Origin of the sequence: Pandoraea faecigallinarum (assembly GCF_001029105.3) — a bacterium.
GTDB classification, from domain to species: domain Bacteria; phylum Pseudomonadota; class Gammaproteobacteria; order Burkholderiales; family Burkholderiaceae; genus Pandoraea; species Pandoraea faecigallinarum.
Window position 1 is genome coordinate 207,819 of record NZ_CP011807.3, and the last position, 25,786, is coordinate 233,604.

Consider the following 25,786-nt stretch of genomic DNA (forward strand, 5'->3'; position numbering starts at 1 on the left):
CGGGCAGGGCCCGTCAGATCGGACGCGTATCGTCGCGGTCGACGGCGCGTTTCTGGGGCGCCAGCAGCAGGATACTGATCACCGGCCAGAGCAACGCTTCCACGAAGCTCGCGGCGAGCGGCCACCAGCCCGGAAAGGCGGCGCCGGTCGCCAGACGAATGATGAACGGCACCACGTGCGCGAGCAGCAGCAATGGCAGCACCGTGAGCGCCTGACCGAGCAGCGTGAAGAACAATACGCGGCGATGGATCATGATCGCACCATACGACAACAGCGTATAGGCGAGGGCGTGCTCGCCCAGCAGTCCGGCGTTGTGCACGTCCATGAGCAACCCGACGAGAAACGCTACGCCCATGCCGACCTTGCGTGGCTGGTGGATGTTCCAGAACATGAGCACCAGTGCGACGAAGTCGGGCATGGCGGGCGCATGGCCCCACGGCATCAGGTTCACCAGAAACGCCACCACGAGGCTGAGCGCGATGAAGTACGGATTGACCGGCAGCAGAATGTATTGCGGTCGTGACATGTGAATTCCTCAATGACCCTTGCGGGCGCCCGGCGCGAGTTTCGGATCCGCGCGCGTGCCGCCTTTCGGTGCGGGCTTGCCGCCGCTGGCCGCCGGATCGGAGGCGCGTGCGAGATCGGCGGCGGCGTCCGGATGCAGCGCCAGCGGTGTGGTGTATTGCAGCACCAGCACCTGACGCTGGCTGCGCAGGTTGGCCACCGGCTGACACAGAATGCGCGCGAACGCGGTGTCCGACACCCGGTCGACCTTGGTAATGCGTGCGACCGGCAGGCCGGCGGGGTAGACGCCGTCCAGACCGCTGGTGGCGATCTCGTCGCCGACCTTGACGTCTGCGGACAGCGGGATGAAGCGCAGGTCGAGCACGTCGCCTCGCAGTCCGCCGTAGATGACGCTGTGCACGCCGCTGCGGATCACTTGTACCGGCACGGCCTGTTCCTTGTCGGTGAGCAGCGTCACTTCGCTTTGCAGCAGGAACACGCGCGAAACCTGCCCGAGCAACCCTTGCTCGGTGACGACGGGGGCGCCGAGTTTGACACCGTGTTTCGTGCCGCGATCGATGACCACGCGCTGCGTGAACGGATCGCGCGTATCGTATTCGATTTCCGCGGGAATGCTCGGCACCGGCATGCGCTCGCGCAGGGCGAGCAACTGGCGCAGATGTTCGTTCTCGGCGACGAGCTGGTTGTTGCGCTGAGCCTGGACGGACAGTTCGAGATTACGCTCGCGCAGCGTGCCGTTTTCGGTCGTGAGTTGCGATTCGGTCGAGAAGAATCTCGCCACGCCGAGAATGGCGTCGCGAGGCAACAGCATCATGCGCTGCACGGGATAGAGGGCGGTGCCGACGACGGCTCGCACCCGCTCCAGCGTGTTGTAGTGCGAGTCGACCACGAGCAGGCCGATGGCGAGCGCGACGAAACAGATCAGCCGGGCCAACGCCGACGGTCCCTGTTTGAACAGTGGCGGCGGACTGTACTGCATGGTGGGCCCTTCAGGGAAGCACGCGCAGCGAGATGCTGCGGTGCGCGAGTCGTGTCAGTCGGGCGCGACGAAGCGGCGTCATGCCTGTCTCCGTGCGCGAGATCGTGCTGCGCGGCCCGCCGTGCCGGGCGAGGTGTGCAAGGGATTGCCCCACCGCGCCGGACGACGAACCACGCACGTTGGCTTACTCGTAGGAGAAGATGCTGCCGAGCTTGTCCATGCGCTCGAGCGCCATGCCCGAGCCACGCACCACGCAGGTGAGCGGGTCTTCGGCGACGAGCACGGGCAGGCCGGTTTCTTCGGCGAGCAGACGGTCCAGATCGCGCAACAGTGCGCCACCGCCCGTGAGCATCATGCCGCGCTCGGCGATGTCGGCGCCCAGTTCCGGCGGCGTCTGTTCCAGCGCGATCTTCACCGACGATACGATCTGGTTGAGCGGATCGGTCAGGGCTTCGAGGATTTCATTGCTGGAAATGGTGAAGGCGCGCGGAATCCCTTCCGAGAGGTTGCGGCCCTTGACTTCCATTTCCTTGACTTCCGAGCCCGGGAACGCCGAGCCGATTTCCTTCTTGATGGCTTCGGCGGTCTGTTCGCCGATCAGCATGCCGTAGTTGCGGCGGATGTAGTTGACGATGGCCTCGTCGAACTTGTCGCCGCCCACGCGCACCGAACCTTTATAGACGATGCCGCCCAGCGAGATCACGCCGACTTCGGTCGTGCCGCCGCCGATGTCGACGACCATCGAGCCGGTGGCTTCCGAGACCGGCAGGCCTGCACCGATGGCCGCGGCCATCGGCTCTTCGATCAGGTACACCTGCGAGGCGCCGGCACCGTGGGCCGCTTCCTTGATGGCGCGGCGCTCGACCTGGGTCGAACCGCACGGCACGCAGATGATGATGCGCGGCGACGGCGAGAACAGACGCGACTCGTGCGCCATCTTGATGAACTGCTTGATCATCTGCTCGGTCACGGTGAAGTCGGCGATCACGCCGTCTTTCATCGGACGAATGGCTTCGATGTTGCCCGGCACCTTGCCGAGCATCTGTTTGGCTTCCTTACCGACGGCCTGAATCGTTTTCTTGCCGCTCGGGCCACCTTCCTGACGGATGGCGACGACCGAAGGTTCGTCGAGAACGACGCCCTTGCCGCGCATATAGATCAGGGTGTTGGCCGTGCCCAGGTCGATGGCCAGGTCGTTGGAGAAGTAGCTGCGAAGAAAACCGAACATGCAAAATCCTGTGTTTGCGTGAGGCCGCCCAATGAACTTGACTGGGACGGCTGCCTGTCGTCTGGGTTCCGGCTGTTCGCAAAAAAAACGCCAGGCGCCACGCGGCGGCTCGCGAATCGTGCGGACAAACCGAGGAATGCTGTACCGGGCAGGAGGCGGGGCTGCCGTAAAAAATCCGTCGCGTCAGGGTCTACCGATGGACTGCGCGATCGTCTGTCGCGCCCCTCGGACTGGCCGTGGCCCACCTGCGCGACAGCGGCGGAGGGTGCAAAAACACGCTCCGACGCAAATTTAATGCGCAATGATACCTTATAATTTCGCAGGTTTTGCAGGAAAAACGAGCACGTTGACGCCACATTCGACCCCCGCGGCAGTTTCGCCCGGACCCTTGCGGCACGGTGTGTCAGGCCTCCTGCGCAGCGCGGTGCACGGAGTAAAACGGCGCCCGGGCCCCTCCCGGATCGCAGCTTCTCCGCATTCTGTCCCTAATTTTGGCGTCAGACATGCATTCGGCTGCTCTCCAATGCGCATTTTTTCGGGATTTCTTCATGGCTTTGAATCACTCAGACGTCAAACGCATCGCCCATCTCGCGCGTCTCGAGCTGGCCGATGACGAGGCGGCTCACATGGAAAAGGAGCTCAACGGCTTCTTCGCGCTCGTCGAACAGATGCAGTCGGTCGACACGACGGGCGTTGCCCCGCTCGCGCACCCCATCGAACAAATTCAGGAGGTCGCGCAGCGTCTGCGCACCGACGCCGTGACCGAGCTGGTCGACCGCGATGCGAATCAGCGTCCGGCGCCCGCCGTGCAGGATGGCCTCTATCTGGTGCCGAAGGTCATCGAGTGAGTCCGGCCGTCGTCGCGGGCGGCGCCCCGGGCGCCATCTGCCGCGACGCCATGTGATGGCGAGATCGCGCGCCGCGCGCATCCCGCACCTTACGCTACCGCTTTCATGCGCCACCCAGCACAGCAGCCATCATGGAACAAGATCTGATTCATTTGCAGGATTTGCGTGCCGCGCTCGACGCCAGGCGCGTCTCGAGCGTCGAGCTCACGCAGCACTATCTGACGCGCATCGCCGCGGCGGCCGATCTGAACGCCTTCGTGCACGTCGACGCCGAAGCCAGCCTCACGCAAGCGCGCGCCGCGGATGCGCGCATCGCCGCCGGTGACGGCGCGAACCAGCCCCTGCTGGGAATCCCCGTCGCGCACAAGGACGTTTTCGTTACGCGCAACTGGCACAGCACGGCAGGCTCGCGCATGCTCAAGGGCTACCAGAGCCCGTTCGACGCCGCTGTCGTCGAGCGTCTGTCAGACGCCGGCATGGTCACGTTGGGCAAGACCAACATGGACGAGTTCGCCATGGGCTCGTCCAACGAAAACTCGTACTACGGCCCGGTCAAGAACCCGTGGGACAAGCTGGCCGTGCCGGGCGGCTCGTCCGGCGGCTCGGCCGCTGCCGTGGCCGCGCGCCTGGCGCCGGTCGCCACCGGAACCGATACCGGCGGCTCGATCCGCCAACCAGCTGCATTCTGCGGCGTGACCGGCATCAAGCCGACGTATGGCCGCGTGTCGCGTTACGGCATGATCGCTTTCGCCTCGTCGCTCGATCAAGGCGGTCCGTTCGGTCATAGCGCCGCAGATTGCGCTTGGCTGCTCAACGGCATGGCCGGGTTCGACCCTCGCGATTCGACCAGCCTGGAGCGTGCCGACGAAGACTTCGCACGCGGTCTGGGCAAGCCGCTCGACGGGGCGACGGCCGACAAGCCGCTGGCGGGTCTGCGCATCGGGCTGCCTGCCGAATACTTCGGAGAAGGACTCGACGCCGACGTGCGCGAATCCATCGACAACGCGCTTGCCGAGTTCGAGAAGCTCGGCGCCGTGCGCGTGCCGGTGTCGCTGCCGAAGACGGAACTGTCGATCCCTGTGTACTACGTGCTGGCGCCGGCGGAAGCGTCGTCGAACCTGTCGCGCTTCGACGGCGTGCGCTTCGGCCATCGTGCCGCCGAGTACCGCGACCTGCTCGACATGTACAAGAAGTCGCGTGCCGAAGGCTTCGGCACCGAGGTCAAGCGTCGCATCCTGGTGGGCACCTACGTGCTCTCGCACGGCTATTACGACGCCTACTATCTGCAAGCCCAGAAGATCCGCCGTCTGATCGCGCAGGATTTCCAGAACGCGTTCGCGCAGTGCGACGTCATCATGGGGCCGGTTGCCCCGTCGGTGGCCTGGAACCTCGGCGAGAAGAGCGCCGATCCGGTGCAGATGTATCTGGCCGACGTCTACACGCTGTCGGTGAGCCTCGCGGGCCTGCCGGGCATGAGCCTGCCGGTCGGCCCGGGACGCAATGCGCGTCCGGTCGGCCTGCAAATGATCGGCAACTATTTCGACGAAGCCCGCCTGCTGCAAGTGGCCGACGCGTTCCAGCGCGCGACCGACTGGCACAAGCGTGCGCCCACGGGTGTCTGACGATGAGCCGCCAGCGCATGCAGCACCACGCCATGACGTCTCCCGCAACGGCCGGTTCGGGCATCGGTTCGGCCATCGCCCCCGATGCCGCCCGTGCCGCCGCACCCGCCGCCCGCCGGCTGATTTCCCGCGCGCTGGTGCTCACCGGCATGGTGCTCACGCTCGCGTCGTGCTCGCTGCCGTTCTCGCGCCCGACGCCGATCGCTTACCGTGAAATCAATCTGTCGGGTTACTGCTCGCAGACCGACGAAGACGGCTTTCGCGAACAGGCGATGCTCAAGGTCCAGGGCAATCAGGTGCAGGCGCTGGACTGGCGTCTGTGGGTGGGCAACCGCGGCAGCTGCCACTTCAATCTGGCGGATTTTCACCAGACGCAATGGCGCCCGAGCATCGAACTGCGCGCCAATCGGGGCAGTTGCAAGCTGCTTATCTGGCAGGACCCGGGCAACGTGACCATCGGACACGCGAACTGCGAGGCGTATTGCACGCCGGGCATCTACGAGACCGCGTGGCCCGTGAGTTTCGATCCGCAGTCGGGCATTTGCGCACGCGATACGCGCCGGTAAGCATCGACGAACAGGAACGGGCCGGGTGTCCACCGGGGCGAGGAGTCCCACGGACGGCTGGCCGCAAAGGCAAGGCGACATGCCCTGCCGACAAGTTGAGACAAGGGTGAACCTTATGCAATGGGAAGTCGTTATTGGTCTGGAGACGCACGCACAGCTCTCCACCGCTTCCAAGATTTTCTCGGGCGCATCGACGCAGTTCGGCGCCGCCCCCAACACGCAGGCGTGCCCCGTGGATCTGGCCCTGCCGGGCGTGCTGCCCGTGCTCAATCGCGGCGCTGTCGAGCGCGCGATCGAGTTCGGTCTGGCCATCGGGGCGACGATTGCACCGCGCAGCATCTTCGCGCGCAAGAATTACTTCTATCCGGACCTGCCCAAGGGTTATCAGATCAGTCAGTACGAGATCCCGGTGGTGCAGGGCGGCTCGCTGAAGATTCAGGTCGAAGCCGACGCGCGCACCGGCCGTGACGCGTACGAGAAGGTCGTCACGCTCACGCGGGCGCACCTCGAAGAAGACGCGGGCAAGTCGTTGCACGAAGACTTTGCCGGCATGACCGGCATCGACCTGAACCGCGCCGGCACGCCGCTGCTGGAAATCGTGACGGAGCCCGAGATGCGCAGCGCGGCCGAAGCCGTGGCGTACGCGAAGGCCCTGCACGGTCTGGTCGTATGGCTCGGTATCTGCGACGGCAACATGCAGGAAGGCTCCTTCCGGTGCGACGCCAATGTGTCCGTGCGTCCGGCCGGTCAGAAGGAATTCGGCACGCGCGCCGAAATCAAGAACCTGAACTCGTTCCGCTTCCTCGAAGAGGCGATTCAGTACGAAGTGCGCCGTCAGATCGAACTGATCGAAGACGGCGGCACGGTGGTGCAGGAAACGCGGCTGTACGATCCGGACAAGAAGGAAACGCGCTCGATGCGCAGCAAGGAAGACGCGCACGACTACCGCTACTTCCCGGACCCCGACCTGATGCCGCTGGTGATCGACAGCGAATGGATCGAGCGCGTGCGCGCCGCACTGCCGGAACTGCCGGCAGGCATGCAGGCACGCTTCGTCGAGTCGTACGGCCTGTCGGACTACGACGCGGCCGTACTCACGCAGTCGAAGGCGCAGGCCGCCTACTTCGAGGCCGTGGTCGCGAAGGCGGGCCTGGCGAACGCCAAGCCTGGCGCCAACTGGATCATGGGTGAACTGTCGTCGCTGCTCAACCGCGAAGACATCACCATCGACCGGAGCCCGGTGTCGAGCGCACAGCTCGCCGGCTTGCTTGCCCGCATTGCCGACAACACGATCTCGAACAAGATCGCCAAGGAAGTCTTCCAGCTGATGTGGGAAGAACGTGCCACCGACGACGGTGCCGCCGACCGTATCATCGAAGCGAAGGGGCTGAAGCAGATCACCGACACGGGCGCGATCGAGAAGATCATCGACGAAGTGCTGGCCGCCAACGCCAAGTCCGTCGAGGAGTTCCGCGCAGGCAAGGAGAAAGCGTTCAACGCGCTGGTCGGTCAGGCGATGAAGGCCACCAAGGGCAAGGCCAACCCGGCGCAGGTCAACGAGTTGCTCAAGAAGAAGCTCGGTGCCTGATGAGGGCCGACGGCCGCTGACCCGGCCCGACGAACGCTGACGGCATGGCGCCGGCGGCGCTGCCGTGGCGCGGGACGGTTCGAAGGAAAGGCGCGGTTGCCGTCATTCGGCGCCGCGCCTTTTGTCATGGCCGGGGGCGGTCGGCGCCGCGAATGCCTTATCGCACAACGCGCTGCGCTTATTGCCGCGCGTTTTTTTGGGCCCTGCGCAAATTGCGCCATACTCCCGACTAACTACCACGGCAGGAGTTGGCGATGTTCGAGAAATACCGCGTACCGCTTGGCAAGAAGCTGGATCTGTCCGCCTTCGATCCCGCCGACAAACCGTTTTCCGGCGATAACAAGGAAGACGACAGGATACGTCTGGCCGAACTGGCGCTCAAACTCGACGAGTTGCAGACGATTCTGCATGCCAACAGCCGGCATCGCGTGTTGCTCGTGCTCCAGGGCATGGACACCAGCGGCAAGGACGGCACGATTCGCGCGGTGTTCCAGAATGTCGACCCACTGGGTATTCGCGTGGCCAACTTCAAATCGCCCACGCCGATCGAACTGTCGCACGACTTTCTCTGGCGTGTGCACATGGCCGTGCCCGCCGCCGGCGAGCTGACGATCTTCAACCGCAGCCATTACGAAGACGTGCTCATCACGCGCGTGCACGACTGGATCGATGCCGACGAGTGCGAGCGCCGTTACACGCATATCAATAACTTCGAGCAACTGCTCGTCGAGAACAACACGCACATCGTCAAGTGCTTCCTGCACATTTCGTCGGAGGAGCAGCGCAAGCGTCTGCAAGAGCGCATCGACGATCCCAACAAGCATTGGAAATTTGAGCTGGGCGACCTCAAGGAACGCAGCTTCTGGCCGCAATACACAAAGGCCTACGAAGCGGCGTTATCGGCGACGTCGACGCAACACGCGCCGTGGTATATCGTGCCTTCCGACTCGAAACGCCACCGTAATCTGATGGTGGCAGAGTTGCTGGTGCACGCGCTGACCGAGCTGAACCTGTCCTATCCGCCTGCCCGCCGCGAGTTGACGGGCATGAAAGTGGAATGACGCGGCGCAGCACCCGGGGCGGCCGGCATCGCGTAAGACAACAGCAATGACGTGAGCGGCCGTGGATATCCGCGGCCGGTTTATCAGTGGAAACAGACGCAGCCGGGGCAAGCGGGGGCTTGGCCGGCGAATCGGCGTCGCATGGGGAAAACGGGGAAGAAGATGAGTGACGAGAACGCCCGCCGGCCGTTGCCGGGGGACGCGGCCGACCATGGGCAGGAGGGGGTGGCCGGGCGAGGCAAACCGGGTTCGCGCCGATGGGCGGCAGGCCTGCTCGCCATCGTGATGGTTGCCGGCGGCGCCGCGTGGCTGCACTCGCGCGGCGCGCAGAGGCCGGTCAAGGCCGCTGCTGCCCCGTCGGTCACGGTCGCCACGGTAGCAGTACGCGACGTGCCGGTCCGGCTGATCGCCAACGGCACGGTCACTGCGCGTCGGACCATCGACGTTCGCCCGCAGATCTCCAGCACGATCCGTCAGGTACATATCAAGGAAGGCGACTTCGTCAAAGCCGGACAGTTGCTGTTCTCGCTCGACGCCCGCATGGACGAGGCGAACCTCAAGAAGGTACAGGCGCAACTCGCGAAGGACGAGGCGGATCTCGCCAACGCCCGCCGCTCGCTCGCCCGTACGCGGCAACTGATCGCCGAGCACTTTGTCTCGCAAAGCGCGCTCGACACGGCGCAAAGCAGCGTGGACAGCCTCACCGCGCAGGTCGCCGCCGACCGCGCCGCGATTGCCGCCAGTCAGGTCGCGGTCGACTACAACCAGATACGGGCGGGCATCGACGGCCGCACCGGCGCGATCAACGTGCATCCGGGCAGCCTCGTGACGCCGGGCGGTGCGGCGCTCGTGAGCATCACGCAGCTCGATCCCATCGATATCAGCTTCACGCTGCCCGAGGGCGCGCTGGCCGAGTTGCAGGCGGCCCGCGCCGGCGGCCCCTTGCCGGTCACGGCCACGCTCGGCACCACCGGCGTGAATGTCACGGGGCAGCTCAGCTTCGTCGATAACGCCGTGGATTCGCAAACGGGCACCATCCGCCTCAAGGCGGCCTACGACAATCGCGACGCGAAGCTCTGGCCCGGCATGTATCTGAACGTCGCGGTGATCGGCCGTGTGCTCAGGCAGGCGAGCGTGGTGCCGCCGCAAGCCGTTCAGACCGGCCCGGACGGCAAGTTCGTCTACGTGATCGGCGAGGACGGCAAAGTCAGCGTCAGGCCGGTGAAGGTCGGCTACGTCGAGGCGAAGCTCGCCGTGATCGACGGTGTGCCCGGCGGCACGAAGGTCGTGCAGGAAGGCGCTGAGAACCTGCGTCCGGGTAATACGGTGACGGTCGTCGCGTCGCGCGAGGGTGCCGCGCCAGCGGCAGGGGCTGCGGCAGGGAAGGCGCCATGAATCTCTCGGAGCTCTGTATTCGCCGGCCGGTCATGACGATCCTGCTGTGCGTGGCGGCCGTCGTAGCGGGGTTGATCGCGTATGGCCAGATACCGATTTCGGCCCTGCCCAGCTACAACTCGCCTGTGATTCAGGTCACCGCCACGCTCCCCGGGGCCAGTCCGGAGACGATGGCCGCCTCGGTGGCCGCGCCGATGGAGAAGCAGTTCTCGACGATTGCCGGGGTGGCGGTCATCAGTTCGACCAACACCCAGGGCACGACCTCGATGGTCATCGAGTTCGACAGCGACCGCGATATCGACGCGGCGGCCGTCGACGTGCAGGCGGCGTTGTTCCGTGCGCAGCGCAAGCTGCCGGTCGAGATGACCACGCCGCCGTCGTACCGCAAGGTCAACCCGGCCGACGCGCCGATTCTGTTCCTCGCGATGAACTCGCCGTCGATGTCGCTCGCCGAACTCGACGATTACGCGGAGAACCTCGTTTCGCCCACGTTATCCACGCTGCCTGGTGTTGCGCAGGTGCTGATTTTCGGCCAGAAGCGCTTCGCGGTGCGTGTGAAGGCACGCCCCGACGCCCTGGCTGCGCGCAAGCTCACCCTCGACGACGTGGCGCGCGCGCTCGCCTCGGCCAACGCCAACAGTCCCGTGGGCACGCTCGACGGCAGCCGTCAGACGCTGACCATCGAGGCCAATCGTCAGATGACGAAGGCCGACCAGTTCGCGAATCTCATCATCGCCAGCGTCAACGGCAACCCCGTGTATCTGCGCGACGTGGCCGACGTGCAGGACAGCGTCGAGTCGGTCAAGACAGGCAGCTGGGTGAACGGCGAGCGCTCGATCGTGCTGGCCGTGTTGCGCCAGCCGAACGCGAACACAGTGGCGACCGTCGATCAGGTGAAGGCAGCGTTGCCGCGACTGGCGGAGCAGATGCCGCAGTCCATTCAGGTCAAACTGCTCAACGACCGTTCGGTGTCGATCCGCGAGTCCATCGACGACGTGCAGTTCACGCTCGCGCTCACGGTGATCCTCGTCACGCTGGTGATCTTCCTGTTCCTGCGCCGGCTGGCCGCCACGCTCATTCCCGTGATGTCGCTGCCGGTCTCGCTCATCGGCACCGTCGCGTTGATGAAGGGCATGGGGTACTCCATCGACAATATCTCGCTGCTGGGGATCACGCTGGCCGTGGGGCTGGTCGTTGACGACGCGATCGTGATGCTCGAGAACATCGTGCGTCACATCGAGAACGGTGTGCCGCCGCTGCGCGCAGCCCTCGTCGGCTCGCGCGAGATGGGCTTCACGATTCTCTCAATCTCGATTTCGCTGGTCGCCGTGTTCATCCCGATCTTCTTCATGCCGGGAGTGATCGGGTTGATGTTCCATGAGTTCGCGGTGGTGGTGTCGCTGGCGATTCTGGTCTCCGCGGCCGTGTCGCTGACGCTCATTCCGATGCTGTGCAGCCGCTATCTCAAACACGAGCAGGACGAAGGACTCGGATTGCGCGCCACGCAGTGGTTCGAAGACGGTTTCGTGTGGGTGCAGGACGCCTACGTACGCAGCGTCGACTGGTGTCTCGCACATCGGAAATGGGTGATAGGAGTGGCTGGCGCGACATTCATTGCGACGGGTGTGCTCTTCGTCACGATACCGAAGGGTTTCTTCCCGAGCGAGGACATCGGGCAGGTGCAGGTGACGGCCGAAGGGGCGCAGGACATCTCATTTACGGCAATGTCGGCGCTGCTGCGCCAGGCGGGTGACATCATCCGCGCGAATCCGGCGGTCGAGACGGTGATCGTGTCGGCCAACGACAGCAATCAGGGCCGCATGTTCGTCAACCTCAAGCCGCATGGGGCGCGCCCGCATATGAGCGAGGTGCTCGAAACGTTGCGGCGCGAGGTCAGGCAGGTGCCGGGTCTGAACGTCTACTTCAACCCGGTGCAAAACCTGCAACTGGGCGGCAAGCAGAGCAAGAGCCGATACCAGTATGTCATGCAGAGCGTGAAGCCCGGCGAGATGCAGATGTGGTCCGACCGGCTGATGAATCTGATGCGCGCCGATCCGGTTTTCCGCGACGTGACGACCGACGCGCAGATGAAGGGCCTGCAAGCGCAGCTGAGCATCGACCGCGACAAGGCGAACACGCTGGGCGTGGCGATTGGCGATATTCGCAGCGCACTCTATAGCGCGTTCGGGGAGCGCCAGGTCTCGACGATCTACACGCCGAGCGATAGCTATCAGGTGATTCTGCAGGCGGACGACGACGACCGCCGTGACGAAAGCGCGTTCGACAAGATCTACGTGCGCGGCAAGGGCGGCGCGCTGGTGCCGCTCTCGGCGGTGGCGAGCGTCGAGCGAAAGATGGGGCCGGTGTCGGTGAACCATCAAGGGCAGTTGCAGGCCGTGACGCTATCGTTCAACCTCGCGCCGGGCGCCGCACTGGGCGACGCGTCGCAGAAGATCGTGGGCTTCCAGCAGCAACTCGGCTTCCCGCCGAGCATCATCACGAGCTGGGGCGGCGACGCGGCGGCGTTCCAGAAGTCGCAGTCGAGTCAGGTCGTGCTGCTCGTGGGAGCGTTGCTCGTGATCTATGTGCTGCTGGGCGTGCTGTACGAGAGCTACATCCATCCGCTTACGATTCTGGCGGGTCTGCCGTCGGCGGCCGTCGGCGCGCTGATTACCCTGCGGCTGTTCGGGATGGATCTGTCGCTGATCGCGGTGATCGGCATTCTGATGCTGATCGGTATCGTGAAGAAGAACGCCATCATGATGATCGACTTCGCACTCGACGCGCAACGCAACGGCGGCATGACGCCCGCGCAGGCGATTCGTCAGGCATGCGCGCTGCGCTTCCGTCCGATCATGATGACAACGCTCGCCGCGCTCATGGGGGCCTTGCCGATCGCGCTGGGACTCGGCGCGGGCGCCGAGTTGCGTCAACCGCTCGGGCTGGCCGTGGTCGGCGGCCTGCTGTTCTCGCAGGTCATCACGTTGTACATCACGCCGGTCATCTACCTCTATCTCGATCGCTTCGCCGGTAACGGTCCGCTGGTGCTGCCCGGCGACAATGCGGCTAACGAGCAAAAAGCCATGCAATGTGGCTTGTGAATCGGCTGATTTCTGAGCTTTACGCGGTCCGTTGAAGGCCCTGGGTTTGCGTTTAGTCGCATTCCTATTTTCGAGTTGATGTAGCGGTCGGCGTCCTGCCGACCGCTTTCCAGACCCCATCTTGATTTGCCCTGCATTTCGCGACTGTTTTCGCGACTGTCGAGCCGTGTCCCGAGGTATCGGAAATGGCGCACCAATGGGCGATTTCTTGCTTGCATCGAATGTCAATTTGCGAAAGACGCGTGCTGCACGCGACAACGCGACGGCGCGCGATCGGGCATAAATCGCCCCTGTCGTCACGTGCAGGTCTCCCGGATCGTGACGCCGTTTCTTTCTATTCCCTCAAAAAATCGGACCCAAAGATGAATGTACGTACAGACGCGAGTGCCGTCGCGCAAATCGACAACAAGAAGACCCAATGCCTGAACAAGCGCCGGCAGCGGGGCGTGACGCTGGTGGAGCTGTCGGTCGCCGTGGCGGTGATGGGGTTGATCATGGCCGGGGCCATGGTCGGTGTGCCACGCCTGATGAACAGTGTGAAGCTGTCGCAGGAAATGAAGGACTGGCAGATGTCGGCGCTGGCGGTGCAGAACGCCGTGGCTTCCGGTGCGTTGCCGGTGACCACCACGAAGGACCAGATTCTGAATCTGGCGATTGCCGAGCCGTTCAATCGCTCCGCACCTGACCAGTTGCTGAATCGATTCGGCGGAGCGATCACCATCGAAGCGGTCGACGGCAAGAATTTTCCGTCGAGCGGCGTGAAGGTCAAGTCGCTCGGCTATCCGAGCGCCCAGTGCCAGGAGTTCGCCAACAAGATGCAAGGCCTCTTCGCCACGCTGACGATCAACGGCACGACGATCAAGGACAGGACCAAAGCGCTGGATATGGCCGAAATCCCCAAGGCATGCACCCAGACGGCCGGGGCCAATGGTCAGACGGACGCAGCGTCGCAGGCCGATCTGGAATTCACCCTCGCCGGATGAGAGGCATTTACGGGGAACTGACTTGAAGGCGGACAAAACATGACTCATTCAGGTATGCGTGTTGCGTTGGTCGCTTGGCTCTTCGTGGGGGCGATACCTGCGGCTCATGCGCTCGACACGGCATCTCGATCCGACGTGACGTGGATGTTCGCGAGCCACAAGCCCCTGATGCAGTCGGTCGGCAGCCGTGCCGGCGCGGGGCTCGTGCCCGACACGGAGCCGGCCGGCGGCGCACACCGGCAGGCGCCGGACGGCGCGCAACGATACGTGCAGGAGGTAACTGCGCCCGCGCCCGCCGCGCCTGCGCCATCCCCGCTGCCGCAAGCGGCGTACGAGCTTGCCATGCAACCGTCGGACGGCCGCGTCTCGCAGGCTGTCCGGCGTTACGCCGAACGTCACGGCTGGCAACTGGCATGGGAGATCGACCGCGATTTTCCCATCGAGTATCCGGCCACGTTTCGCGGCGATTTCCTCGGCGTCGTCGAGCAGATCGTGCGTTCGCTCCAGAACACCGACGCGCCGATACGCGTGAAGGTCTACGAGGCCAATCGGGTGTTGCGCGTCGTTCACGCCACACAATAATTCGCGCCGTGCCCCGCGCACGGCGAACCACATCGGAAGCGGTAACCCATGAGAAAGCGACTCGGCGTGTTGTGCGCCATCACGTTACTGACAGCGTGCGGCACGCCGGGCATGCTGTCGAAAACCGACGAGAACGTCACTCGCGCGCATGAGCAGGCGCGTGCTGCCGTCGACACTCACACGGCACCCCCGATCCGCGCCATCGAGCATGTCGATGGCGCGTGGCTTTCGCGAAAGTCGGTCGCCGTCAACGCGACCGCGGCGTTGCCGGATTTCTTCAAACGCGAAGTGCGCTTTTCGACCGGTGCTTCGCTTCCCATGTCCGTTCTGCTCGCGCAGGTGGCGCGCAGTAACGGGCTGACGATACGCGTGGCGTCCGACGTCGCCTGCGACGCCGGTGCCAGCGGTGCAAGCGGTGCGCCGGGCGGACGCGGCGGCGGTCCCACCAAGCTGTTTCAGGTCAACTGCACCGACAGCGGCGAGCCTGCCGTGCCGCTGCAATATCGTGGCCCTCTCGCCGGACTGCTCGATACCATCGCCCATCGCTCGGGGACCCATTGGACGTATCGCGACGGCGTCGTGCAGTTCGCGCGCTACGTCACCCGCACCTTCCAGATCAAGATGATGCCGGGCAGTTCGAGCTACACCGCATCGGTCGGCAAGGCCTCCAAGATGAAAGCGGAGCGCGGTCCGTCGGGCGGCGGCAGTAATGCGGGGTCGGGCGGCGTCGATCTGAGTTTCAATGCGGACGCCAACGTTACCGTCGAGTCGGAACTCGACTATTGGACGGACCTCGTGAAGACCGTCAACGACATGCTGTCGCCCGGTGGGCGCGCCACGCCGTCCGTCGTGACCAGTTCGCTGGTCGTGACCGACACGGCGGACGTGATCTCGCGTGTGGCGCAGTACATCGATGCCGAAAACGCGGTGCTCGGCCGTCAGGTCAAGCTGCGTGTGCAGGTGTACTCCGTCAGCCTCGAAGAGAACTCGGCGGCGGGCATCGACTGGTCGCTCGTGTATCGCTCCGCGAGCGGCTTCGCGGCGAGTCTTGGCGGCCCCGCTGCGAGCGGTCTGCTGATGGCGCGCCAAGGGGGGCTGAACGTCAGCAAGATTCCCAATGGCCGGTTGGCGGGGTCCACCGCATTCCTTCGGGCGCTCAGTCAGCAGGGCCGCGTGAGCACGGTGATCGATACGACCGTGGTCACGCTGAACAATCAGCCGGCGCCAGTGGCCGTCACCGAGAATCAGGGCTTTGTCGCGCAAACCAAGATGACGCCCGGCAACTATGGCGGACAGGCGGTCGTGACCGCGGAGCAATCGGTGCTCACCACCGGCTTCGTGATGAACCTGTTGCCCACGCTCATGGATAACCGTAGCGTGATGCTGCAAGTGCAGATCGACATGTCCGATCTGAAAAAGCTGGAGAAGATCAATCTGCGCACGGGCAAGGAGTCCGCCAGCGGCAGCGATGCGGGCAACGGCGGCGGCACGCAGGTGCAGGCCCGCGTTGGCGGCGGCAAGGCCGGCGATGGCGCGAGCGTGACGATCGGGGGCAAGGACGACGAACGCGGGCGGGGCGACGATGGACTCGGCGTCGGCACGTTCATGCAGTTGCCGCTCACGGCGTCGGTGCAGACGATGCAGCGCGCCTCGCTCAAATCGGGCGACACGCTGGTGCTGAGCGGCTTTCGCCGCAAGGACGATTCCACGGATCGCGATGGCATCTATCACTACGAAGGTGGCACGAAGGAAGCGCGTGCGCGGGTCAACGAGGTCGTGATTCTGATCTCGCCGGAACTGACCGAGGGCGTGTGAGATGGCGCGCGTACTCTCCCGTCATCTCGTTGTCGGCGTGCAGTGGGAAACGCTGATCGGTCTCGAGAAGGAGATGACCGAAATTCGCAGCCTCGCGCGCAGCCGCGACGCGTCTCACTTCGCCGTGACCGACGACGGCGCCGGCACGCGCACCGTCGGACTGGTGTCGTTGCCGGACGGACCGCAGGCGGATGCCGCCGCCCAGGTGTATGCGTTGGGGGCCGTGCTCGGGGCGCTGGTGGACGGGCCGAACGTCGCGTTCGTCCACCCCGATCCCGACGATCCTGCAAAGGCCGTGTTCGTGACGCTGCGCGATCGCCGCCCGGAACTCGATCTCGTGATTCCGACGTCCGAGCTCAGGCAGCGTCTCACGCAGTGGTCCACGGACGTCGAGGGGCCGGTGAAGGTAGCGGGTGTGATGTGCGTGAACCTGCCACATGCGGACGTGGTGCTCACGTTGGACGATGTCGCCGCCGCGGCCGTTCGCGATGCGCCGGCCGAGGCGCGCTGCAAGCCCGTGCGCAAAGCGCTGCCTGCGCGTCAGATGAAAATCGTCGCTGCGCTGATGGCGGTGCTGGCGGTCCTGGGCGGTGGGGCGTACTGGGGATGGACGTGGTACGAGCAGGCCCAGCGCGAAAAACTCGCTGCCGCCAATCGCGTCGATCCCGTGGATGCCTACAAGGCGGCGCTCACGCGCGCGCTCGCCGCGCAGCCGTTCTCGACCGGTGCGTCCTACGCGCGGCATTTGCAGCGCACGATCGAGCGGCTGCCGGCGAACGCCGGGGGATGGCGGCCCGCCACCATTGATTGCAAGGCACGGGATTGCGCCATCGATTGGCAACGGCAGGAGGGCGGTACCTTCGATCTGCTCCTCTCGCACAGGCCCAACGCACAGATCGTCGATCTCGATCACGCCAGAGAGGTTGTCACGGTGCCCGGCGAGGACACCCCTTCGGCGCACAGGGGCGCGGCATCGCACGAAGCGCGGGACGCACCGGAGGGCGGAGACGACGAGAGCGACGCGCGTGTGACTCCGGTGCCCCGCAATCAGTTTCTGCGCACGGCAGGGGCGCGTCTGCAAGCGCTGGGCGATTACGGCATGGACATCGCGCTGACGATGCCGGTCCCGCTGGTGCCCGTGCCCCCCGGCGTCGCCGCACGTCGCGACGTGCCGCCGCCGATCTCCAGGGGCGAATGGAAGATGGCCGGACACCTGGCGTTCTTCGACTCCGTGGCCGGGCTGATGATGCGCGCGGGCAACATGTCGCTCGGCGAGTTGAAGATCGTGATCGACGATGGCAAGCCTGTCTTCTCCGCACAAGGAACCTACTATGTCCACTAAGTTTTTTCGCGGCGCCGCGTTGACGATGGCGGCGATGGCGGCGATGGCGACAGTCCTGCCGGCGGGCGCACACGCCGAGGAGACCATCGACGCCTTTGCCCGTGCCCATCTCAAAGCGTCTCAGCAGGCGCAGGACGCCAGACAGGCACAGGCCCGCACGAACGGCGCGAGCGCGGGCAATCCGCAGGCGCATGCGCCCGAGAAGCCGGCACGCGCCGACGTTCCGCCCGAACTGCTGTTCATCTATGGCGTGGAGAACGCTGTCGTCGCCTATCTGCGCGTGGATGGCCGCTTCGGCCGCAATGTGGTCAAAGGCGACAAGGTCGGCGAGTGGCAGGTCGTGAACATCGGCGACGATTACGTCGACCTGCGGCACGGGGCGCGTGCACAGCGGTTGCTGTTGCCCAACGCGTTCGGTGACGGGCCGTCGCCCGCCATGCAAACCAGTCACCGCGCACCGGGGCGCCTGCATGGCGACGATTCTTGAACGAATGCGCGCCGCGCTGGCGCGCTTCGGACCCCGCGCCAGAACGCGTGCCGTGGCGCACCCCATAGCGGACCTGCGCGAATCCGACATTCAGACGCTCGGTTGGCGCCAGGACCTCGGCATCACGCTCGCCGGCGCGGAGCACGGCTCGCTGGTGCTCGTGGCGATGAAGCCCCGCCTCTATCTCGTGCTGCTCGAACACAACACGTTCGTTCGCATGCAAGGCTCGGACCTGCTCGAACGCTTCGATCGCGCCGTGCGCACGAAGCATCGTCTCGATCTGGAGGGCATTTACGTCGGCACCACGGAAGAAATTCTGCTGACGCAGTCGCGTTTGCAACAGCAGGGCGACGATAGCGCTCAGACCGGCGAGCAGCGCACCGGCGCGTATCGCAATTTCGATCTCGTCATCGAACGCGCGGTCGACGCGGGAGCTTCGGACATCCATTTCGAATTTCGCGAAGGGCGTCAGGTGACCGTGCGGATGCGCATTCACGGCAAGCTGCGTGTGGCGGCGGAAAACGACCGCCTCGCACGCGACTATCACGCGATGCTCGACGCGGTGTCGGCCGCTTACAACTCGCGCGCCGACCCGGGCAGCCGCAGCCACAACCACTTCGACGAGGCGCAGCACCAGAGTTGCTCGATTCCGCTCACCATCCGTCAGCGCAAGTACCAGCTTCGGTTCCAGAGCGTGAAGGAGAATCGCGGTGTCGATGTGGTGCTGCGTCTGCTCGTCAACGAGGCGACCGATGGCGACGTGCTCACACTGTCGCAACTGGGATATTCCGCCGATCAGATCGAGATTCTCGAAGATGCCGTGCACCGCAGCCCGGGGCTCACCATCATTGCCGGCGAGACAGGCTCGGGCAAGTCGACGACATTGCGTACATTGATGACCTACGAGCGCGACTCCGGAAAGAAGTTCTTCTCCATCGAAGACCCGGTCGAGTACATCCAGCCGCACGTGACGCAGATTCCGATTCAGCGCCGCGCGGAAGACACCCCGGAGGACTCGCCGTTCGGTGCGGCCGCGAAGGTGCTGTTGCGGGGCGATCCGGACAAGCTGATGCCGGGCGAGATTCGCGACGTCGAGACCGGCTCGTTCGCCAAGTCCATGACCGAGACGGGGCATCAGGTGCTGTCGACGGTGCATGCGTCGAGCGCGTTCGGCATCGTCACGCGGCTCGTCAGCGACGAGATCGGCATGCCGCTCGGCGCGGTGACGTCGCCGAATTTCCTCACGGCCATCGTCTATCAGAAGCTGATTCCGGTGCTGTGCGCGTATTGCAAGCGCCCGGCATCGGAAGCGCTCGACGCCGCCACGCTGGCGGTGATCGGCGCGCTCGGGATCGATACGTCGAAGGTGTGTGTCGAAGGGCCGGGCTGCGAGCGTTGCGATGGGCGCGGCACCGGTGGGCAGACCGTCGTGGCCGAGGTGTGCGAATTGAACGACGAGCTGCTCGGTCTGCTGCGCGACGGGCATTACTGGGACGCGGAGCGTCACTGGCGCGGATGCCACGACGGCGACCTCACCAGCGCGCGCATGACCGGCAAGTCCGCGATGGAGCACGCCATATACAAGATGTCGCAGGGGATGGTCGATCCGCGCGATGTCGAAGCCGCTTTCTGCAAACTCAAGAAATTTCAGTTTCGTCAGCCCGCGCCGCCCGGTGCGCCGTCACCGAGGCGTCTTGCCAGTGTTTGACGCGACCTCGCCGTTCGTCTGATGTCCAGCCTCTTGCGCCATGATCGAAGCCGCCAACCGTCTGCTCGCCAAACTCACCCCCGCTCGCGATCCCTACCCCGGATTGACGAAAGCCAAGCGGCAATTCCGCAAAACCCGCGCCAAGTTCTACAGCGATTTCGCCGACGCCATCGAGGACGGCGCGAACCCGTTCGAACTGTTCTCCCGTCGTTACGCGCGCGCGAAGGAGCGTCGCAATCCGATGGCGCCGCTATACGCTGTGTGGCGCGACCGGGCAAGCTCGAAGAATCTGCAAAAGTCCTGGGCCGGCACGATTCCCGAGGAGGACCTCGTGGTGATCGCTGCCGGCGAAAAAGGGGACCTGCCCGGCACGCTGCGCTTTCTCGCGCGCGTGGTAACGCTGCAACAGCAAACCCGCGCCGCTATCGCGGGCGCCGTGGCGCTGCCGATTTTCATGTCGGTGCTGCTCGCGGCCATTCAATTGGGCGTGGCCTACGGCATGATGCCGATCATGACGGAGATCATGCCGCCGGAGAAATTCCCGCTCGTCGGCGTGGGACTCTACATGATGTCGGGCTTCGTCGCGAAATGGTGGCCGTTTCTGTATGGGGTGCCCATCGTGCTCGTGGTGCTGATGTCGCTGTCGTTCAGCCGATGGACGGGGCCGGTGCGGCGGCGCTTCGACAGCTTCGGTCCGTACGCCGTGTATCGCGACGTTCGCGCCGGTGAGTTTCTGGTTGCGCTGGCGGCCCTCACGAGCGCCAGGACGTCGGTGTTCGACGCGGTCTCGCTGCTGCTCGCGCGTGCGTCGCCGTGGCTGCGGTGGCATCTGCTGCGCATGCGTGCGTCGCTCAAGAGCGAGCGCAGCATGATAAAGGCGATGGACACAGGCATCTTCAACGAAGAGGTGTTCGACCGGCTCGTCGAGTATTCGGGGCGCACCAACTTCGATGCCGGCATTCGCAAGATCGGGCTGATGACCATCGAAGAGGTGGCGGAGCGCATCAAGGCGCGCTCGGCGACACTGCGCTCGGTGCTGCTCGCACTGGTCGGCCTGACGATCATCTTCACCGTCGGCGGCATGCTGCAAATCGGCCACGCGGCGGGCGAGTACGCCCAGTCGACGTTCTGATGGCCGGTCTGCTCGATTTCCTTTGGCGCGAATTCCGGCTATTGCCGCGCGAAGCCGTGGTGCCGGCGATGGCGCTGCTCGGGCTGCTCGTGGGGAGCTTTCTGAACGTCGTCGTGTACCGTCTGCCGCGCATGCTGGAGACGCAATGGGCGAACGAAGTCGCGGCATGGTCGGGACAGGTCCCGCCGGTCAGGCCCGTCTTCAATCTTGCGTGGCCGCCGTCGCGCTGCCCCCATTGCGAGACGCCCATTGCGGTGCATCACAATCTGCCGCTCGTCGGCTATCTCTGGCTGGGCGGCCGGTGTGCGGCTTGTGGCGCGGGCATCTCCGCACGTTATCCGCTCGTCGAACTGTCGGTCGGCGTATTGTTCGCCGTCGTTGCCTGGACGTTCGTGCCGACGAAGCAATACGCCGCCATGCTCGCATGGTGCGGGTTCGGGGCGGCCGTCGTCGCATTGGCCCTCATCGATCTGGATACGCAGTTGTTGCCGGATTCGCTCACGCTGCCGTTGCTGTGGGCCGGTTTGCTGTGCGGCACGGCAGGCGTGACCTTGCCTCTTGACGAAGCCGTACTCGGGGCGGCGCTGGGGTATGTCGTGATGTGGGGGATCGGTGCGATCTACCGCGCGCTGACGCATCACGACGGCCTTGGCGGCGGCGATGCGAAACTCGTCGCCGCTTGCGGGGCGTGGCTGGGGTGGACCGGTGTGCCGTTGATGCTGGCGTTCGGTGCCGTTGCCGCGACGCTTGCCTTCGCTGTCTTCGGGCTGGTGCGCGGCCGCGCGCTGCGCGAGCCGCTGCCGTTCGGACCGTGGCTGGTGCTGGGCGCGGCCGCGAGTGCGCTATGGGGCGAGCGGTTCCTGAACCTGTGGCTGCAAACGTCCCCCTGACGGACCGCTACCGGGACAACGGAAGCGGCTCGCGCAGCGATGCCACCAGCGATTCGTCGAGGGTTGCCGCGGGTTCGCCGGGCGCCGCCGGCGTTGCCGGCACGATGGCGCGTTGTGCGGCCGCGCTGGCCAGCATGAGATCGGCGGCCTTCTCACCGATCATCATCGACGGTGCGTTCGTGTTGCCGCCGATGAGCGTCGGCATGATCGACGCGTCCACCACGCGCAGGCCATCGACCCCACGCACGCGCAGTTGCGTATCGACCACCGACTGCGCGTCGCTCCCCATCCGGCATGTGCCGACCGGGTGATAGATCGTGTCGGCACGCGCGCGGATCAGCGCGGTGAGCGCTTCGTCGGATTCCACCCCCCGGCTGTGCAACTCCTCGCCGCCGAATCTCGCAAGCGAGGGCGCCGCCAGAATGCGCCGGATCACGCGTGCGCCCCGCAGCAGCGTATCGACATCTTCCTGCGCACTCAGGAACGCGGGGTCGATCAATGGCGCATCGCGCATGTCGGCCGACGCGAGCGTGACGCGCCCGCGGCTCTTCGGCCGTAGCACGCAGGCATGCAGCGACAGCCCGCGGCGCAAGTGCACACGCCGATTGTGGTTGTCGCAAATGCCTACGAGAAAGTGCATCTGTAGATCGGGGCGCGCGAGTGCCGGATCGCTCTTCAGAAACCCGCCCGCTTCGGCGACATTGCTGGCGAACAGGCCGCGCCGCTCGCGCAGGTATTGCATCCCCTCTTTGAGCAAGTGCCACAAGCCCGCCGGTGTGTAGCCGACGAGGTCCCGATGCGCCACGTACTTGTTGATAATGAAGTCGACGTGATCCTGCAAGTTCTCGCCGACGCCCGGGGCGTCGACGCGCACTTCCAGTCCATGCGCACGAAGCTGCGCGGCAGGACCGATGCCGGAGCACATCAGCAACTGCGGCGAGTTGAAGGCGCCGGCGCTCAGCACGACTTCGGCATGCGCGCGCAGCGTCTGAACACTGCCCTGGCGTTGCAGCCTGACGCCTGTCGCCCGCCTGACTTCGAAGACGATGCGTTGCACTAGGGCGCCGGTGATGACGTGCAGATTCTTGCGTGAGGCGCCATGCAGATAGGCACGTGCGGCGTTCCATCGTTGCCCGTCTTTTTGCGTCACCTGATAGATGCCTGCGCCTTCGTATTGCTCACCGTTGAAGTCGTCGGTAACGGGAAAGCCGGCTTCGCGCGCGGCATCGACATAGTGTCGCGAAAACGGATTGACCGTGCGAAGATCGGCGACGTTGAGCGGGCCGCCGCTCCCGTGCCACGCGTTCGCCCCGCGCTCGTTATTCTCGTTGCGACGGAAGTAGGGCAGCACGTCCTCCCATCCCCATCCCTCGCAGCCCGCCCGCGCCCAGTCGTTGTAGTCGTCGGGGTGTCCGCGCGTGTAAATCATCGCGTTGATCGAACTGGAGCCGCCAAGGCCGCGTCCTCGCGGCTGATAGCCCCGGCGTCCCGCGAGTCCCGCCTGCGGTGTTGTGCGATAGCCGTAGTTGCGCCGCGACGCGAACGGCACGAGCGCAGCGAGACCGAGGGGCAGGCGTACGAGAAAACTGTCGTCGGGCGGGCCGGCTTCCACCAGTGCAATGGTGCTGCCCGGCAAACCGTCCGCCAGCCGCGCCGCCAGCGCGCAACCGGCCGAGCCGCCGCCGACGATGACGTAGTCGTAGTCCATGCTGTCATCCTCCCTTGGATGGCACTGCTTCAACTGTGGTGTTGAATGCAATCGCTGCTTTCGACCTCTTCTACTGCGCGATGCCGCTGATCCTTTTTTTGCGGCGACGATGTCGTCGTTCGTCACTTTGCGGCGGCACTCATTGTAGGCAGACATTGCATGCGCCCGGGGGGGAAGTGAAGCATTCCTCTAATTTGAGCGACCTCGGGGACGCGGGCGCTATGATGAAATGATCGACTTCAAGTGACCGTCCCATGCATCGCATTCGGGGCGGCGTGAAAGGGAGACACGGATGACAGACCCCTGGCAGACGCACGACGTCACGAATCAGGTGCCGCCGCTCACGGACTACAACCTCTATGCCACCGACGCCGCGCTGCAAGCGGCCGTCGCCGCGTTCGACGCCGGCTGGCATGCGAAGGAACTGCATCGTCAGGGCGCGCGTCTCGGTGAGGCGGACGTGCAGCAATGGGCGCAGGACGCCAATCGCCACACGCCGGAACTGGAATCCTTCGATTCGCGAGGCAATCGTGTCGATCGCCTCGAATTTCATCCGGCGTGGCATTCGCTCATGGGGCTTTTGCGCGGCGCACAACTGCAATCGCTGCCGTGGGCACACCCCCGCGGCGGCGCGATGGCGGCACGCACGGCTTCGTATTTCCTGCACGCGCAGAACGAAGCCGGTTCGCTGTGTCCCACGACGATGACGTTCGCGAGCATTCCCGTGCTGGCCAAAGAGGCTGCGCTGTTTGCGACGCTCCGTGACAAATTGCTGGCGTACCAGCACGATCCGCGCGACGTGCCGCTTGCCCAGAAGCACGCCATCCTCATCGGCATGGGCATGACGGAAAAGCAGGGCGGCTCGGACGTGCGAACGAATACCACCACCGCGACCGGCCGGGGCGACGGCACGTTCTCGCTCGTCGGACACAAGTGGTTCTTCTCCGCGCCGCAGTGCGACGCGCATCTCGTGCTCGCGCGCGACAGCGATACCGACGCGCCGCCGGGTTCGCTGTCGTGTTTCTTCGTGCCGCGTTACGCGCCGGACGGCCGCAGGAACGCCGTGCGGATCCAACGTCTCAAAGACAAGCTGGGGAACCGCTCGAACGCAAGCAGCGAAGTCGAATTTCAGGGCGCATACGGCACGCGCGTGGGCGCGCCGGGGCGCGGCGTTCCCACGATCATCGAGATGGCGACGTACACGCGGCTCGATTGCGTGATCGGCAGCGCGGCGATGCTGCGCACGGGAGTCGTGCAGGCGATTCATCACGCGCGGCATCGCGCGGCGTTCGGCGCAAAGCTCATCGATCAGGATCTGATGACGACGGTGCTCGCGGACCTCGCGCTGGAATCCGAGGCGGCGACGTGGTTGGCGATGCGCCTCGCGCAGGCGTTCGATGCGAGCGCTGCCGGCGACGATTCGCCGGTCCAGCGCGCCTGGCGACGCATCGTGTTGCCGGCGGCCAAATTCTGGGTGTGCAAACGCGCGCTCGAATTCGCCGGTGAATGCATGGAAGTGTGGGGCGGCAACGGCTACGTGGAGACAGGGCCGCTCGCGCGGCTGTATCGGGAGGCGCCCGTCAATTCGATCTGGGAAGGGTCGGGCAACGTGATGTGTCTCGACGTGCTGCGCGCGATGAGCCGCGAACCCGATGTGGTGCAAAGCTGGTTCGAATGGCTTGCCTCGCGTGCCGGGTCGCACGCGACGTTGCGTGCGGCGCTGGCGCAGCTGCACGGCTGGCTGGCCGCCGACCCGGCGACACATGGGGTACGCGCGCGCGCCATTGCGCAACAGATCGTGCTGCTCGCGCAGGCGGCGCTGTTGCTCGAGCATGCGCCGTCCGAATTCGCGCACGGTTTCATCGAAAGCCGGTTTGCGAATGCCGGTGGACGTGTGTACGGCGTGATGCCGGACACACTTGCCGCCGGCGTGCAGCGCGCATGGCTGGACCGGGCATTTCCCGCATGACGCAAACGCTGCGAAGGTTGCGAGGGCCCCGAAAGGCTCGACGCTCGCGTTGAGCCCATCGCCGCTTCACATCACGGCAACACATCGATAACGGTCGCCGGCGGATTTGCGCGTAGCCAATGCGCACGGTCCGCACCGGCAGCCACAGGGAGGAAACGCATGGGACACAAGGACGAACCGGGCGGTGCGGCAAGCGGGCTCCGTCCGGCGGCGGCGTTGCACGCCTCGGCTGACGACGACATCGCGCGGGCGCTATT

20 protein-coding genes are annotated in these 25,786 nt (G+C 65.2%); 16 read left to right on the forward strand and 4 right to left on the reverse strand.

All coding sequences use genetic code 11. The features are described 5' to 3' along the window. Nucleotides 1-13: 13 nt before the first annotated feature. The 3 genes from mreD to AB870_RS00895 form a co-directional block, all read right to left on the reverse strand. Nucleotides 14-526, reverse strand: coding sequence for a rod shape-determining protein MreD (mreD, locus tag AB870_RS00885; RefSeq protein ID WP_010805639.1), 513 nt, complete (start codon nt 524-526; stop codon nt 14-16). Nucleotides 527-535: 9 nt separating this feature from the next. Continuing rightward, nucleotides 536-1,504, reverse strand: coding sequence for a rod shape-determining protein MreC (gene mreC, locus AB870_RS00890; protein ID WP_047906568.1), 969 nt, complete (start codon nt 1,502-1,504; stop codon nt 536-538). A gap of 184 nt (nt 1,505-1,688) precedes the next feature. Beyond that, nucleotides 1,689-2,732, reverse strand: a complete 1,044-nt coding sequence (locus AB870_RS00895) for a rod shape-determining protein (protein ID WP_010805637.1) — start codon at nt 2,730-2,732, stop codon at nt 1,689-1,691. Nucleotides 2,733-3,280: 548 nt separating this feature from the next. Here AB870_RS00895 and gatC point away from each other — a divergent pair. The 15 genes from gatC (at nt 3,281) to AB870_RS00970 (ending at nt 21,852) form a co-directional block, all read left to right on the forward strand. Continuing rightward, nucleotides 3,281-3,580, forward strand: coding sequence for an Asp-tRNA(Asn)/Glu-tRNA(Gln) amidotransferase subunit GatC (gene gatC, locus AB870_RS00900; RefSeq protein ID WP_047906569.1), 300 nt, complete (start codon nt 3,281-3,283; stop codon nt 3,578-3,580). 131 nt (nt 3,581-3,711) lie between these two features. Continuing rightward, entirely contained in the window at nt 3,712-5,202 is a 1,491-nt protein-coding gene (gene gatA / locus AB870_RS00905) for an Asp-tRNA(Asn)/Glu-tRNA(Gln) amidotransferase subunit GatA (RefSeq protein ID WP_157112191.1), read from the forward strand. 149 nt (nt 5,203-5,351) lie between these two features. Further along, entirely contained in the window at nt 5,352-5,768 is a 417-nt protein-coding gene (locus AB870_RS00910; protein WP_047908641.1) for a hypothetical protein, read from the forward strand. A gap of 115 nt (nt 5,769-5,883) precedes the next feature. Next, nucleotides 5,884-7,356, forward strand: a complete 1,473-nt coding sequence (gene gatB, locus AB870_RS00915; RefSeq protein ID WP_047906570.1) for an Asp-tRNA(Asn)/Glu-tRNA(Gln) amidotransferase subunit GatB — start codon at nt 5,884-5,886, stop codon at nt 7,354-7,356. A 254-nt stretch (nt 7,357-7,610) separates the two neighbouring features. Next, nucleotides 7,611-8,417 (forward strand): polyphosphate kinase 2 family protein, encoded by an 807-nt coding sequence (locus AB870_RS00920; protein WP_047908642.1) that lies wholly within the window; start codon nt 7,611-7,613, stop codon nt 8,415-8,417. A gap of 162 nt (nt 8,418-8,579) precedes the next feature. Continuing rightward, nucleotides 8,580-9,812 carry an efflux RND transporter periplasmic adaptor subunit gene (locus AB870_RS00925; protein WP_084664041.1) on the forward strand — a complete coding sequence of 411 codons (1,233 nt, stop codon included), beginning with the start codon at nt 8,580-8,582 and terminating at the stop codon, nt 9,810-9,812. After that, nucleotides 9,809-12,913: an efflux RND transporter permease subunit gene (locus AB870_RS00930; RefSeq protein WP_047906571.1), complete on the forward strand. Its 3,105-nt coding sequence runs from the start codon at nt 9,809-9,811 to the stop codon at nt 12,911-12,913. Before AB870_RS00925 ends, AB870_RS00930 begins: the two co-directional genes overlap by 4 nt. 362 nt (nt 12,914-13,275) lie before the next feature. Beyond that, a complete protein-coding gene (locus AB870_RS00935) occupies nt 13,276-13,896 on the forward strand; it encodes a type 4 pilus major pilin (protein ID WP_047906572.1) in 621 nt (206 codons plus the stop codon). 39 nt (nt 13,897-13,935) lie between these two features. Further along, entirely contained in the window at nt 13,936-14,478 is a 543-nt protein-coding gene (locus tag AB870_RS00940; protein ID WP_084663200.1) for a toxin co-regulated pilus biosynthesis Q family protein, read from the forward strand. Nucleotides 14,479-14,526: 48 nt separating this feature from the next. Further along, on the forward strand, nt 14,527-16,293 hold the full coding sequence (locus AB870_RS00945) for a secretin N-terminal domain-containing protein (protein ID WP_053059518.1): 1,767 nt from the start codon (nt 14,527-14,529) through the stop codon (nt 16,291-16,293). Nucleotide 16,294: 1 nt separating this feature from the next. Continuing rightward, nucleotides 16,295-17,635 (forward strand): type 4b pilus protein PilO2, encoded by a 1,341-nt coding sequence (gene pilO2 / locus AB870_RS00950; RefSeq protein WP_047906574.1) that lies wholly within the window; start codon nt 16,295-16,297, stop codon nt 17,633-17,635. After that, nucleotides 17,625-18,122: a hypothetical protein gene (locus tag AB870_RS00955; RefSeq protein ID WP_047906575.1), complete on the forward strand. Its 498-nt coding sequence runs from the start codon at nt 17,625-17,627 to the stop codon at nt 18,120-18,122. Before pilO2 ends, AB870_RS00955 begins: the two co-directional genes overlap by 11 nt. Then, nucleotides 18,106-19,830, forward strand: a complete 1,725-nt coding sequence (locus tag AB870_RS00960) for a GspE/PulE family protein (RefSeq protein WP_084663201.1) — start codon at nt 18,106-18,108, stop codon at nt 19,828-19,830. The genes AB870_RS00955 and AB870_RS00960 overlap by 17 nt, the downstream gene beginning before the upstream one ends. A gap of 40 nt (nt 19,831-19,870) precedes the next feature. After that, nucleotides 19,871-20,962 (forward strand): type II secretion system F family protein, encoded by a 1,092-nt coding sequence (locus tag AB870_RS00965; protein WP_047906577.1) that lies wholly within the window; start codon nt 19,871-19,873, stop codon nt 20,960-20,962. Then, the gene (locus tag AB870_RS00970) at nt 20,962-21,852 is read left to right on the forward strand and encodes a prepilin peptidase (RefSeq protein ID WP_053059519.1); all 891 of its coding nucleotides are present in this window, start codon (nt 20,962-20,964) and stop codon (nt 21,850-21,852) included. Before AB870_RS00965 ends, AB870_RS00970 begins: the two co-directional genes overlap by 1 nt. 7 nt (nt 21,853-21,859) lie before the next feature. Here AB870_RS00970 and AB870_RS00975 read toward each other — a convergent pair whose 3' ends face one another. Next, the gene (locus AB870_RS00975; RefSeq protein WP_047906578.1) at nt 21,860-23,560 is read right to left on the reverse strand and encodes a GMC family oxidoreductase; all 1,701 of its coding nucleotides are present in this window, start codon (nt 23,558-23,560) and stop codon (nt 21,860-21,862) included. Between the two features lie 292 nt (nt 23,561-23,852). Here AB870_RS00975 and AB870_RS00980 point away from each other — a divergent pair, with 292 nt between their 5' ends. Then, nucleotides 23,853-25,529 (forward strand): isovaleryl-CoA dehydrogenase, encoded by a 1,677-nt coding sequence (locus AB870_RS00980; RefSeq protein WP_047906579.1) that lies wholly within the window; start codon nt 23,853-23,855, stop codon nt 25,527-25,529. The last annotated feature ends 257 nt before the right edge of the window (nt 25,530-25,786 follow it).

Coding starts and splice junctions, on each gene's coding strand:
- mreC (WP_047906568.1), bottom strand. CDS start 1,504: ATGCAGTACAGTCCGCCGCCACTGTTCAAACAGGGACCGTCGGCGTTG.
- gatA (WP_157112191.1), top strand. CDS start 3,712: ATGGAACAAGATCTGATTCATTTGCAGGATTTGCGTGCCGCGCTCGAC.
- AB870_RS00945 (WP_053059518.1), top strand. CDS start 14,527: ATGAGAAAGCGACTCGGCGTGTTGTGCGCCATCACGTTACTGACAGCG.
- mreD (WP_010805639.1), bottom strand. CDS start 526: ATGTCACGACCGCAATACATTCTGCTGCCGGTCAATCCGTACTTCATC.
- AB870_RS00940 (WP_084663200.1), top strand. CDS start 13,936: ATGACTCATTCAGGTATGCGTGTTGCGTTGGTCGCTTGGCTCTTCGTG.
- AB870_RS00935 (WP_047906572.1), top strand. CDS start 13,276: ATGAATGTACGTACAGACGCGAGTGCCGTCGCGCAAATCGACAACAAG.
- AB870_RS00910 (WP_047908641.1), top strand. CDS start 5,352: ATGGTGCTCACGCTCGCGTCGTGCTCGCTGCCGTTCTCGCGCCCGACG.
- gatB (WP_047906570.1), top strand. CDS start 5,884: ATGCAATGGGAAGTCGTTATTGGTCTGGAGACGCACGCACAGCTCTCC.
- pilO2 (WP_047906574.1), top strand. CDS start 16,295: ATGGCGCGCGTACTCTCCCGTCATCTCGTTGTCGGCGTGCAGTGGGAA.
- AB870_RS00975 (WP_047906578.1), bottom strand. CDS start 23,560: ATGGACTACGACTACGTCATCGTCGGCGGCGGCTCGGCCGGTTGCGCG.
- AB870_RS00955 (WP_047906575.1), top strand. CDS start 17,625: ATGTCCACTAAGTTTTTTCGCGGCGCCGCGTTGACGATGGCGGCGATG.
- AB870_RS00930 (WP_047906571.1), top strand. CDS start 9,809: ATGAATCTCTCGGAGCTCTGTATTCGCCGGCCGGTCATGACGATCCTG.
- gatC (WP_047906569.1), top strand. CDS start 3,281: ATGGCTTTGAATCACTCAGACGTCAAACGCATCGCCCATCTCGCGCGT.
- AB870_RS00980 (WP_047906579.1), top strand. CDS start 23,853: ATGACAGACCCCTGGCAGACGCACGACGTCACGAATCAGGTGCCGCCG.
- AB870_RS00970 (WP_053059519.1), top strand. CDS start 20,962: ATGGCCGGTCTGCTCGATTTCCTTTGGCGCGAATTCCGGCTATTGCCG.
- AB870_RS00965 (WP_047906577.1), top strand. CDS start 19,871: ATGATCGAAGCCGCCAACCGTCTGCTCGCCAAACTCACCCCCGCTCGC.
- AB870_RS00925 (WP_084664041.1), top strand. CDS start 8,580: ATGAGTGACGAGAACGCCCGCCGGCCGTTGCCGGGGGACGCGGCCGAC.
- AB870_RS00895 (WP_010805637.1), bottom strand. CDS start 2,732: ATGTTCGGTTTTCTTCGCAGCTACTTCTCCAACGACCTGGCCATCGAC.
- AB870_RS00920 (WP_047908642.1), top strand. CDS start 7,611: ATGTTCGAGAAATACCGCGTACCGCTTGGCAAGAAGCTGGATCTGTCC.
- AB870_RS00960 (WP_084663201.1), top strand. CDS start 18,106: ATGGCGACGATTCTTGAACGAATGCGCGCCGCGCTGGCGCGCTTCGGA.